General features: G+C 70.7%; 7 protein-coding genes. 6 read left to right on the top strand and 1 reads right to left on the bottom strand.

Features of this window, described 5'->3' with window-relative positions; translation table 11 throughout:
- Positions 1 to 6 precede the first annotated feature (6 nt).
- Complete coding sequence (locus tag ACQHIV_RS23050; RefSeq protein ID WP_427885062.1) at positions 7 to 2,124, bottom strand: MMPL family transporter; 2,118 nt, start codon at positions 2,122 to 2,124, stop codon at positions 7 to 9.
- Positions 2,125 to 2,272: 148 nt separating this feature from the next.
- Between ACQHIV_RS23050 and ACQHIV_RS23045 the strand changes: the two genes are divergently transcribed.
- From ACQHIV_RS23045 to ACQHIV_RS23020, 6 genes are read left to right on the top strand one after another with little or no spacing between them, the layout of a single operon-like run.
- The gene (locus tag ACQHIV_RS23045) at positions 2,273 to 3,640 is read left to right on the top strand and encodes an MFS transporter (protein WP_427885061.1); all 1,368 of its coding nucleotides are present in this window, start codon (positions 2,273 to 2,275) and stop codon (positions 3,638 to 3,640) included.
- Positions 3,637 to 5,757 (top strand): molybdopterin oxidoreductase family protein, encoded by a 2,121-nt coding sequence (locus ACQHIV_RS23040; protein ID WP_427885060.1) that lies wholly within the window; start codon positions 3,637 to 3,639, stop codon positions 5,755 to 5,757. Before ACQHIV_RS23045 ends, ACQHIV_RS23040 begins: the two co-directional genes overlap by 4 nt.
- Positions 5,754 to 9,905: a nitrite reductase large subunit NirB gene (gene nirB / locus ACQHIV_RS23035; RefSeq protein ID WP_427885059.1), complete on the top strand. Its 4,152-nt coding sequence runs from the start codon at positions 5,754 to 5,756 to the stop codon at positions 9,903 to 9,905. Before ACQHIV_RS23040 ends, nirB begins: the two co-directional genes overlap by 4 nt.
- Positions 9,902 to 10,219: a nitrite reductase small subunit NirD gene (nirD, locus tag ACQHIV_RS23030; protein ID WP_427885058.1), complete on the top strand. Its 318-nt coding sequence runs from the start codon at positions 9,902 to 9,904 to the stop codon at positions 10,217 to 10,219. Before nirB ends, nirD begins: the two co-directional genes overlap by 4 nt.
- On the top strand, positions 10,212 to 11,336 hold the full coding sequence (locus tag ACQHIV_RS23025) for a uroporphyrinogen-III synthase (protein WP_427885057.1): 1,125 nt from the start codon (positions 10,212 to 10,214) through the stop codon (positions 11,334 to 11,336). Before nirD ends, ACQHIV_RS23025 begins: the two co-directional genes overlap by 8 nt.
- Complete coding sequence (locus ACQHIV_RS23020) at positions 11,333 to 12,037, top strand: sirohydrochlorin chelatase (protein WP_427885056.1); 705 nt, start codon at positions 11,333 to 11,335, stop codon at positions 12,035 to 12,037. The genes ACQHIV_RS23025 and ACQHIV_RS23020 overlap by 4 nt, the downstream gene beginning before the upstream one ends.
- The last annotated feature ends 18 nt before the right edge of the window (positions 12,038 to 12,055 follow it).

Genomic DNA, 12,055 nt, shown 5'->3' with positions numbered 1-12,055 from the left:
AGCAGCCTAGGACGCCAGTTTGCTGGGCCACCAGACCTTCTTGCCGATGTCGTGCGCCAGGGACGGGACGAGCAAGGACCGGACCACGGTGGTGTCGAGGAGTACGCCGAACGCGACCATGAACGCGATCTGCACCAGGAAGAGGATCGGGAGCACCGCCAGCGCCGAGAACGTCGCCGCGAGGACCACGCCCGCGGACGTGATCACGCCGCCGGTGACGGCGAGGCCGACCAGGATGCCCGGTCTGGTGCCTTGTTCCTGGGACTCCTCGCGGACCCGGGTCATCAGGAAGATCGAGTAGTCGATGCCCAGGGCAACCAGGAACACGAAGGCGTACAGCGGGATCCCGGGGTCCGCGCCCGGGAACTTGAACACGTGGTTGAACATCAGCGCGCTCACCCCGACCGTGGCGCCGAACGACAGCACGTTCGCGATCACCAGCAGGACGGCGGCGACCAGCGACCGGAGCAGCAGCATCAGGACCACGAAGATGACCGCGAGGATCGTCGGGATGATCACCTTGAGGTCGCGCTGCGCCGCGTCCAGGACGTCCAGGTTGATCGCGGTGTTGCCGCCGACCAGAATCTGCGGGCTGATCGAGTCGAGGTCCGCCCGCAGGTGCTTGACGATCTTGGTGGCGTCCGGCGAGTCGGCCGGGATCTTCAGCGTCGCCTGGACCATCACCTTGCCGTCGACAACCTTCGGCGGTACGCCGGGAGCGATCGAGGCGGAGGCGGCGCCGACACCGTCGACCTTCGTGGCGGCCTGCACCACCCGGTCCGCGAGCGCCACCGGGGTGAGGATCTCCACCGGCGTACCGGCGCCGGCGTCGAAGTGCTTGGCGAGCTGCTCCTGGCCGGTGACCGACTCGACCTTGTTCAGGAACAGGTCCTCCTGCGACGTACCGCTCGCCTTGAACGTCGGCAGGAACGCCGCGCAGGCCAGCAGCGCCAGCGCGCTGATCGCCCAGACCCGCCGCGAACGCCGCCCGACCAGGCCGGACACCCGGCCCCAGAGCCGGCGCCCGCCGACCTGGTCGCGGGAGTGCACGTGGTCGACGCGCGGAATCGACGGCCAGAAGATCCGCCGCCCGAACGCGAGCAGGATCGCGGGCAGGAACGTCATCGCCGCGACGAACGCACCGGCGATCCCGAGCGCACCGACCGGGCCGAGCCCCTTCGTACTGCCGAGCCGGGAGAGCAGCAGGCAGAGCAGCCCGAGGATGACGGTCGCCGCGCTCGCCGCGATCGGCTCGATCGCCGCCCGCCACGCCACCCGCATCGCCTGGTACTTGCTCTCGTAGTCGTGCAGTTCCTCCTTGTAACGGGAGACGAGCAGCAGCGCGTAGTCCGTCGAGGCGCCGACGACCAGGATGAACAGGATGCCCTGACTCTGCCCGTTCAGCTGCAGTACGCCGTGCTTCGCCAGCGGATACACCACCGAGGCGGCCAGGGCGAGCCCGAACACCGCGGTCAGCAGTACGGCGATCGGCAGGATCGGGCTGCGGTACACGATCAGCAGGATCACGAACACGACCGCGAGCGCGACGCCGAGCAGGATCCCGTCGATCCCGCTGAACGCGACCACGAAGTCCGCGAACACCCCGCCCGGACCGGTGACGTACACCTGCAGCCCGGCCGGCGTCAGCGAGTCCTTGATGTCCGCCCGGAGCGCCTTCGCCACGGCGTACAGCACGGTCTCGCCCTGGCCGACGACCTCGTCGGCGCGGTCGCCGTCGATCTGCACGGTGAGCAGCAGGGCCTTGTGGTCGTCGGACGGCCGCGCGGTCCCGACCGGGGCGACCAGGTAGTCGCCGAGCTTCTTGCCGTCCCCGAGGCCGAGCGCCGGGAGGCCGGCCACGAACGCGGTCACCGTGGCTTGGTCCGCGGTCGTGATCGGGGTGTCGCGTTCGATCAGGACGAAGTACGGCAGCGCCTTGGAGTCGACGAACTTGGCCGCCTCGTTCGCGACCAGGGTGGACTCGGCCTTCTTCGGGAGGAAGTTGGCGTTGTCGTTCTGCTGGACCTCGCTGAGCTTGCCGACGGCGGGCCCGCCGACGGCGCCGAGCACGAGCCAGACGATCAGTACGGCGGCGATCCCCGCCCTCCATCTCCACCGGTTCACGTTGCGCACAGTACCCGGAATCTCTCAGCACCAGGTCAGGGGTGTGCGGGAGCCGTTTCGGCGGCGTAACAACAAGATGACTACGCGGAAACACCCCGGTCATAACGTCCAGGCCTAATCGATGAGGCCGGATGATCGGAGACATGCGATGACGCTCGAGGCAGGACAGGCGACTGTCGCCACCCGCGAGGCAAGTGGCGCGGTCGGCACGGTCGAGGCCCCGCGACGCGGGCGCTGGATCGACGTCTGGGATCCCGAGGACGCCGGCTTCTGGGCCGGGAAGGGCCGTACGGTCGCCCGCCGGAACCTGTGGCCGTCGATCTTCGCGGAGTTCCTCGGTTTCTCGGTGTGGCAGCTGTGGAGCATCGTCGTGGTGTCGATGCCGAAGGCCGGCTTCACCTACAGCACGGACCAGCTGTTCTGGCTGGTCGCGCTGCCGAGCCTGGTCGGCGCGACACTGCGGCTGCCGTACACGTTCGCCGTACCGCGGTTCGGCGGGCGGAACTGGACCACGGTCTCCGCGCTGCTGCTGCTGATCCCGACCGCGGGGTTGTCGTACTTCATGACGCAGCCGCACACGCCGTTCTGGCTGATGGCGCTGGTCGCGGCGACCGCCGGCGTCGGCGGCGGGAACTTCGCCAGCAGCATGACGAACATCTCGTTCTTCTACCCGGAGAAAGGGAAGGGTTTCGCGCTCGGCGTGAACGCGGCCGGCGGCAACCTCGGGGTCGCGGTGGTCCAGCTGCTGGTGCCGATCGTGATCGTCGCCGGGGCCGGCCTGACGCTGAACCGGTCCGGCCTGATGTGGCTGCCGCTGATCGTGCTGGCCGCGGTCTGGGCCTGGAAGGCGATGGCCAACCTGTCGGTGGCGAACTCGTCGTTCCGTACGTCGGTCGCCGCGGCGAAGCGGCCGCACACGTGGGTGATCTCGTTCCTGTACATCGGGACGTTCGGGTCGTTCATCGGGTTCGGGGCGGCGTTCCCGCTGCTGATCAAGACCACGTTCCCGGACGTCACGCCGGCGCACTACGCGTTCCTGGGCGCGCTGGTCGGGTCGGTCGCGCGGCCGTTCGGCGGCAAGCTGGCCGACCGGGTCGGCGGCGCGTGGGTGACCGTCTGCTCGTTCGTGGTGATGGGGCTCGGAATTGTCTCCGCGATCTTCGCTCTCAAGGCGGAGAGCTTTCCGGCGTTCCTGGCGAGTTTCCTGGTGCTGTTCGTGGCCAGCGGGATCGCGAACGGGTCGACGTACCGGATGATCCCGGCGGTGTTCCGGCTGACGACGGCCGAGGACCCGGGCCGGGCGCGGCGCGAGGCGGCGGCCTGCATCGGGATCGCGTCGGCGGTCGGTGCGTACGGCGGCTTCCTGGTACCGCGGGGCTTCGCGATGTCGACGAGCCATTTCGGGTCGCTGATCCCGGCGCTCTACGTGTTCTGCGGGTTCTACGTGGTGTGCCTCGTCGTGACGTACTTCTGCTACCTGCGCAAGGGCGGACCGCTCAGCCAGGAGCGCGTATGACAGCAGTCCCGACCCACTGCCCGTACTGCGCTCTGCAGTGCGCCACCACGCTGCACCCGGCCGACCGGCCGGGTGCAGTGGAGGTGCGGCCGCGCGCCTTCCCCACCAATCGGGGCGGGCTGTGCCGCAAGGGCTGGACGGCTGCCGACGTACTCACGGTGCCGGACCGGCTGACCGTGCCGCTCGTCCGCAACGCCGCGGGCGAACTGGAGCAGACCAGTTGGTCCGCCGCGCTGGATTTCGTGGCCGATCGGGTGAAGGCGTTGCAGGCCGCGCACGGTTCCGACGCGGTGGCGGTGTTCGGTGGCGGTGGTCTGACCAACGAGAAGGCGTACGCGCTCGGGAAGTTCGCACGGGTCGCGCTGCGGACCGCGAACGTGGACTACAACGGCCGGTTCTGTATGTCGTCCGCGGCGGCCGCGACGAACCGGGCGTTCGGGATCGACCGGGGGCTGCCGTTTCCGCTCGCGGACCTCGGCGGCGCGGGCGCCGTACTGCTGGTGGGCAGCAATATCGCGGAGACGATGCCGCCGGCAGTGGCGCATCTGCAGGGCGCACGAGACGCGGGTGGACTTCTGGTCGTCGACCCGCGCCACTCAGCCACCGCAGGCCTCACCGACGACGGCAACGGTATCCACCTACAACCAACCCCCGGCACAGACCTGGCCTTAGTGCTCGCCCTAACCCACGTAGTACTACAGGAGAACCTCGCAGACACCGCATTCCTGGGCGATCGGGTCGATGATCCTGACTTGTTGATTCGTTCTACTGCCTCTTGGTGGCCCGAGCGGGCTGAGCGGGTCACTGGTGTGCCCGCCGCCACGATCCGTCAGACCGCCCGGGTGCTGGCCGCGGCTGCTCCGGTGCATGGTGGCGCTGGTGCGTACATCCTCACCGGGCGTGGGGCTGAGCAGCACAGCAAAGGGACGGACACCGTTACCGCTTGTATCAACCTCGCGTTGGCGCTCGGGCTGCCTGGGCGGGTGGGGAGTGGGTACGGGTGTATTACCGGGCAGGGGAACGGGCAGGGCGGGCGGGAGCACGGGCAGAAGGCGGATCAGCTGCCTGGTTATCGGAGCATTGAGGACCCAGCAGCGCGTACGTACGTTGCAGAGGTCTGGGGTGTTGCTGAGGGGGAGTTGCCTCGCGCCGGGAAGAGTGCGGTTGAGTTGATCGACTCGCTCGGTACGGCGGGTGGCCCGCTGGCGTTGTTCGTACATGGCAGCAATCTGTTGGTGTCGGCGCCGAATCTTTCCTCGGTGCGGGACCGGCTGACTTCCCTTGAACTGCTGGTGGTTGCGGATGTAGTGCCGTCCGAGACTGCGTTGCTTGCAGACGTGGTGTTTCCTGTGACGCAGTGGGCTGAGGAAGACGGGACGATGACGTCGCTCGAGGGGCGGGTGTTGCGGCGGCGGGCGGCGGTGGATGCGCCGGGGGAGGTGCGGAGCGATCTCGCGGTGTTCGCGGGGATCGCCGAGAGGCTCGGCGTGGCGGGGTTCTCGACGGATCCGGCGGAGGTGTTCGAGGAGCTGCGGCGGGCCAGTGCGGGCGGAAAGGCCGACTACTCCGGGATCACCTGGGAGCGGCTGGACGCGGGCGAGGAACTGTTCTGGCCGGTGCCGGCCGAGGGGCATCCGGGCACGCCGCGGTTGTTCGCGGACGGGTTCGCGACGGCGGACGGGCGGGCGCACGTCGTACCGGTTGATCATCGGCCGGTCGCGGACGACCTTGACGGGGAGGCACCGCTCTACCTGGTGACCGGGCGGTTGTTGCAGCACTACCAGAGCGGGGCGCAGACGCGGCGGGTGCCGGAGCTGGCGGCGGCGGAGCCGGAGGTGTTCGCGGAGCTCCACCCGCGAGTGGCGGCGCAGCTCGGGATCGGTGACGGTCGGCCGGTCCGGTTGCGGACCGCGCGCGGATCGATGGTGCTGCCGGCCCGGATCACGTCCGACGTACGGCCGGACACCGTTTTCGTACCGTTCCACTTCGGTGGGGTGGAGGCGGTCAACGAGCTGACGAACGACGCACTCGACCCGGTGTCGGGGATGCCGGAGTTCAAGGCGTGCGCGGTGCGGGTGACGGCGGCCGAGCTCGGTGCGACGGGGGTGCCGGCATGAAGGTGGTGATCATCGGCGGCGGGATGGCGGGGCGGCGGCTGGCCGAGTTGTTGCCGTCGTACGACGTGACCGTGCTGGGGGACGAGCCGTCGTACAACCGGTCGCGGCTGACCGAGTACGTGGCCGGCCGGGCTGACGTTGCTGTCGGCAACGAGCCGGTGGTGGGTGCGGTCGCGGTGGATCGGGTACGGCGGGTTGTGGCCGGGGACGACGGTGTCGGGTATCCGTACGACCGGTTGGTGTTCGCGACCGGCGCGGCGCCGGTGGTACCGGGCGGGGTCGAGGGCGGGCTGGTGTTGCGGTCCGTGGAGGACGCGCGTGCGGTGGTTTCGGCGGCCGGTGCGGCACGGCGGGCGGTTGTGGTCGGGGGTGGGGTGCTGGGGGTGGAGACGGCTTGTGCTCTGCGGGAGCGCGGGGTCGCGGTCACGCTCGTCCACGACGGCGAAACGCTGCTGGACAAGACGGTCCGCCCGTCAGCTGGTCGCCGCGTGACGCGGGCGGTACGCCGCCTTGGTGTCGAGGTCCTGCTCAACACGCAGCTCGCCGGGACCCAGCTGAAGGGCGGCCGCTTCCACGCCCTGCGGTTGGAAAGCGGACACCCGGTCTACGGCGACCTTCTCGTGCTCGCCTGCGGGGTCCAGCCCCGCACCGAACTGGCCACCGGCCTGACCGTCCGCACCGGCATCGTCGTAGACGAAACCTTCACCACCCCCGACGACCCCACCACCCACGCCATCGGCGACTGCGCCGAACCCCCACACGGCGTAACCGGAACGGTAGCGTCCGCGTGGGAACAAGCAGAACTCCTAGCGAACCACCTGCACGCGGCGGGAGCCGCCCCCACGGCCGCGGCCGCCCCCACGGCGGGTGCTGTGTATCCCCCCGGCCAGACAGCCGCCCAAGCAGCGCCCCCGGTACCTGCCCCGGCACCTGCTCCGGCAGCAGCGCCCCCGGCGCCTGCCCCGACAGCGTTCTCGGCTCCCGCTCCGGCGGTCGCACCTGCCCCGGCAGCGCCCCTGGCACCTGCCCCGGCAGCGTCGCCGACTCCTGCTCCGGCGGTGGCGCCGGCTCCTGCTCCGGCGGTCGCCCGGGCAGCGTCCCCAGCCCGTGCCGGGGTGGAGGTTGTGCGGGTTACTGCTGGTGGGCTGGATGTGTTGGTGATGGGGGACAAGGGTGCGGTGGGGGAGGTGGTGCGGCTGGAGGATGAGAGTAGGTATGTGCGGGCCGTCTTGCGGGACGGGGTGGTGCGGGCTGCTGTGGTGGTGGGGGCTCCGGAGGTGGCCGCTGAGTTGGTGTTGCTGGCGGATCGGGGGACGCCCGTCGTGGCGGACGGGTTGCTTGGTGGGGCCAACGAAGTACCGACGAAGAGGGTGCCGGCCGTGTGCAGGTGCAACGGCGTCACCAGGGTCGCGATCGAGGCGGCCTGGCGTGGGGGAGCCGACAGTGTCGCCGGCATCGCCGCCACGACGCGGGCGACGACCGGGTGCGGGAGCTGCACCGGCGCCGTCGGCGAACTTCTCGACCGCTTCCGGCGCGGCGAGACCGAACCCGTCCCGAGCAGGAGGGCGACGATGGCAGAGCTGAACAAGGCCAAGCACGTGGTGGTGGTCGGCGGGGGTATGGTCGCCCACCGCCTGGTCGAGGCGCTCCGGCAGCGCGACACCGGCGTCGAGTACCGGATCACCGTGTACGCCGAGGAGCCGCGGCTCCCGTACGACCGGGTCGCCCTCACCAGCTACTTCTCCGGCCGCGACCCGCAGGACCTGTCGCTCGGCGACCCGGACCTGTGGGACGACCCGGCGGTGAACCTCCGCAAGGGCGTGCGGATCACCGCGATCGACACGACCGCGAGGACCGTCACCACGACCCGCGGCGAGCAGGTGGCGTACGACGAACTCGTCCTCGCGACCGGCTCGTCCGCGTTCGTGCCGCCGGTGAAGAACAACGACGCCCAGGGCTGCTTCGTCTACCGGACCGTGGACGACGTCGCCGCGCTGCGCGTGTACGTCGAGCGGCTGAAGAGCGAAGGCCGCCAGGTCAGTGGTGTGGTCGTCGGCGGCGGTCTGCTCGGGCTGGAGGCGGCCGGCGCGCTCCGGGCGCTGGGTGCGGCGACGAAGGTGGTCGAGTTCGCTCCGCGGCTGATGCCGTTGCAGGTCGACGAAGGCGGTGGTGCCGCGCTGTCCCGGCTGATCGCCGGCCTCGACGTCGAAGTACTCACCGAAACCGCCTGCCAGCGGGTGAAACTCACCACCCAGGGCGCGGCCCGCGCGATGGCTGTTGCCGACGGCCCCGATCTGCCGGCGGACGTGGTGGTGTTCGCGACCGGCGTCCGGCCGCGCGACGAGCTCGGCCGGGAGGCCGGGCTGGAGATCGGCGAGCGCGGCGGCGTGGTCGTCGACGAGGCCTGCCGTACGTCGGTCCCGGGCGTCTGGGCGATCGGCGAGGTCGCGTGCATCGAGGGCCGCGTGTGGGGCCTGATCGCGCCCGGGTACACGATGGCCGAGATCGTCGCGGACCGGCTGCTCGGCGGCGCCGCGACGTTCCCCGGCGCCGACACGTCGACGAAGCTGAAGCTGCTCGGCGTCGACGTCGCGAGCTTCGGCGACGCCTTCGGTACGACGGAGGGCGCGCTCGACATCGTGTACGCCGACCCGGTGGCCGGTGTCTACAAGAAGCTCGTGCTGTCCGATGACGCCCGTACGCTGCTCGGCGGCATCCTGGTCGGCGACGCGTCGGCGTACTCCGGACTCCGCCCGATGGTCGGCCGCGAACTCGGCGCCGACCCGGCCGCGTTCCTGCTGCCCGAAGGAGCGGCACCAGCCCAGCTCGAGCTGCCCGACGACGCGCCGGTCTGCTCGTGCAACAACGTGTCCGCGGGCACGATCCGTTGTGCGGTGAGGGACGAGGGCTGCACCGACATCAAGTCGGTGTGCGGCAGGACCAAGGCCGGTACGTCGTGCGGTTCCTGCCTGCCGATCGTCAAGAACCTCCTGAACACCGAGCTGACGAAGGCCGGCGTCGAGGTCAGCAAGGCGCTCTGCGAACACTTCGCGCTGTCCCGCGCCGAGCTGTTCGACGCGGTCCGGGTCACCGAGCTGCGCACGTTCAGCGAGATCGTCGAGCGGCACGGCACCGGTCGCGGCTGCGACATCTGCAAGCCCGTGGTGGCGTCGATCCTGGCCAGCATCGACCCGGCCGGGCACGTCCTGGACGGCGAACGCGCGACGCTGCAGGACACCAACGACCACGTGATGGCGAACATGCAGAAGGACGGCACGTACTCCGTCGTACCGCGGATCCCCGGTGGTGAGATCACGCCGGAGGGGCTGATCACGATCGGCGAGGTGGCGCGGGACTTCGGGCTGTACACGAAGATCACCGGCGGGCAGCGGGTCGACCTGTTCGGGGCGCGGATCGAGCAACTACCGGCGATCTGGAAGCGGCTGGTGGACGCGGGCTTCGAGTCCGGGCACGCGTACGGCAAGGCGCTGCGGACCGTGAAGTCCTGCGTCGGCTCGACCTGGTGCCGGTACGGCGTGCAGGACTCGGTCGGTATGGCGATCGCGCTGGAGCTCCGGTACCGCGGGCTGCGCTCGCCGCACAAGCTCAAGCTCGGCGTCTCCGGCTGCGCGCGGGAGTGCGCCGAGGCGCGCGGCAAGGACGTCGGCGTGATCGCGACCGAGAAGGGCTGGAACCTGTACGTCGGCGGCAACGGCGGGATGACGCCCCGGCACGCCGAGCTGCTCGCCTCCGACCTGACCGACGAGGAGCTGTTCCGGACCGTGGACCGGTTCCTCATGTACTACATCCGCACCGGCGACCGGTTGCAGCGGACGTCGGTGTGGCTGCGGGAGATCGGCCTCGACCAGGTGCGGGACGTCGTACTGGACGACAGCCTCGGCATCGCCGCCGACCTGGACGCCGCGATGGCGCGGCACGTCGACTCCTACGTCGACGAGTGGCGCGCGACGCTGGACGACCCGGACAAGCTGGCCCGGTTCGTGTCGTTCGTGAACGCGCCCGACCAGCCCGACGCGGACCTGCGGTACGTCGTCGAGCGCAACCAGCCGCGTCCGGCCACCCCGGCCGAACGCGGGCAACTGGAGCCGGTGCTGCTGGCCGGCCCCCGATTGGAGGTACGGCGATGAGAATCTGCGCCTTCGACGTACTGTTGCCGGAGCGGGGCGTCGCCGCGCTGCTCGGCGACGTACAGATCGCGCTGTTCCGCACCCACGCCGGGGAGGTGTTTGCCATCGGCAACCAGGACCCGTACAGCGGGGCGAACGTGATGTCGCGGGGCATCGTCGGCAGCCGCGGCGACGTACCGACGGTGGCGTCGCCGATGTTCAAGCAGGTCTTCGACCTGCGCACCGGGGCGTGCCTGGACGATCCGGCGGTGTCGTTGCCGGTCTACCCGGCGACGGTGCGCGACGGTCAGGTTGTGGTGGGTTCGGGTGACTAGGAGCGGTCCGCTCAGCGGGTGCACGATCGCGGTCACCGCGCACCGGCGCGCGGAGGACCTGATCGCGTCGTTCGAACGCCGCGGCGCGAAGGTGCTGCATGCGCCGACGCTGCAGATCGTGCCGGTCGCCGACGACCACGCTTTGCTCGAGGCGACCCGGCGGGTGATCGCGAACCCGCCGGACGACGTGGTGGTGACGACCGCGGTCGGGTTCCGCGGGTGGATCGAGGCGGCCGACACCGCGGGCCTCGCGGCGGAGCTGCTCGGTACGCTCGAGCAGGCGCGGATCCTGGCCCGCGGCCCGAAGGCGCGCGGCGCGATCCGGGCGGCCGGGCTGGTCGAGCACTGGTCGGCGCGGTCCGAGACCACGGCCGAGGTCGTCGAGTGGCTCCGGGCGCAGGGCGTCGGCGGGCGGAAGATCGTCGTACAGCTGCACGGGTTGTCGGATCCGGCGTTGCAGGACGCGCTGCGGTCGGCAGGTGCTTCGGTGCGCGGGCTGGAGGTGTACCGGTGGGGGCCGGCACCGGACGCGGTGGTGGTCGAGCGGATGATCTCGCAGTTGTGCGGGGGGACTGTCGATGCCGTCGTCCACACGTCGGCGCCCGGGGCGCAGGCGATGCTGGACGCGGCGGCGCTGAACGGTCAGTACGACGAGTTGGTGGCGGCGCTGCGGACCGGGCGGGTGCTGAACGCGTGCGTCGGGCCGGTGACGGCGGGGCCGTTCGTGGCGCTGGGGTTGGAGCCGCTGGTACCGGATCGGTTCCGGCTGGGGGCGTTGATCCGGATCGTCACGGATCGGCTCACCGACGACAACCTGCGGTCGATCGAGACGGAGTTCGGGCAGCTGGTGATTCGCGGGGGTGCGGCGGTGCTGGACGGCGTCGTACTGCCGTTGGGCCCTGGGCCGCGCGCGGTGCTTGCCGCGCTGGTGGCTGCCGGCGGGGACGTGGTGTCGCGCCCGGAGCTGCTGGCGGTGCTGCCAGGCGCGGAGGACGTCCACGCGGTAGAAGTCACCGTCAACCGCCTCCGCACCGCAATCGGCCGCCCCGAACTGGTCCGCACAGTAGTCCGCCGCGGCTACCGCCTAGCCGTCGAACCAGCCGGAGTCCCCACATGACCGACCTTGTTGCGGTGGCGCATGGGACGGCTGATCCGGTTGGTCTTGGGGCTGTTCGTGAGGTTGTTCGGCAGGTGGCGCGGCAGCGGTCGGGGGTTGCGGTTTCGCTTGGGTACGTGGATCTCGTGGCACCTGTTTTGCCGGAGCTCGTCCATCGCATCACGAGGGACGTCGACCAGGCGGTCGTCGTACCGCTCCTGCTGAGCTCCGGCTACCACGTGTACGTCGACGTCGCCGCCGAGGCCCGGCGCTACCCGGGGCGCGTCCACGCGGCCGCCGCCCTCGGCCCCGACCCCGTGCTCGTGGAGATCCTCGCCGACCGCCTCGGCGACCTCGCACAGATCGACCAGGTAGTCCTGGCAGCAGCAGGCTCGTCCGACCCCCGCGCGCACGCCGACTGCGAAACCACCGCCGCCCTCCTCGCCCACCGCGTCGACCGCCCGGTCCACGTCGGCTACATCTCCGGCTCCGGCGACCGCCTCCCCGCCGTACTGGACCGCACCCCCGGCCGGCTCGCGATCGCGACGTACCTCCTGGCCCCCGGCTTCTTCAACACCCTCGTCCAGCGCCACGCCGGACCCCACCCAGTCACTCCGCCCCTCGCCCCCGACCCCCGCCTCGCAACCCTCGCCCTCCGCCGCTACGACGAAGCCGCCGCGGCCGTCGGACAGGCACGGCACGGGGAGTACCTGACGGTGTGACGGTGCTTGCTTGTCGGG

Source organism: Kribbella polygonati (genome assembly GCF_050320105.1).
Classification (GTDB): domain Bacteria; phylum Actinomycetota; class Actinomycetes; order Propionibacteriales; family Kribbellaceae; genus Kribbella.
Note: the sequence above shows the minus strand (reverse complement) of the source record. Positions and strands in the feature narration are given on the sequence as shown.

Excerpts from the sequence above, each read along its gene's own strand:
- ACQHIV_RS23045 (WP_427885061.1), top strand. The coding sequence starts at position 2,273 with ATGACGCTCGAGGCAGGACAGGCGACTGTCGCCACCCGCGAGGCAAGT.
- ACQHIV_RS23040 (WP_427885060.1), top strand. The coding sequence starts at position 3,637 with ATGACAGCAGTCCCGACCCACTGCCCGTACTGCGCTCTGCAGTGCGCC.
- nirB (WP_427885059.1), top strand. The coding sequence starts at position 5,754 with ATGAAGGTGGTGATCATCGGCGGCGGGATGGCGGGGCGGCGGCTGGCC.
- nirD (WP_427885058.1), top strand. The coding sequence starts at position 9,902 with ATGAGAATCTGCGCCTTCGACGTACTGTTGCCGGAGCGGGGCGTCGCC.
- ACQHIV_RS23020 (WP_427885056.1), top strand. The coding sequence starts at position 11,333 with ATGACCGACCTTGTTGCGGTGGCGCATGGGACGGCTGATCCGGTTGGT.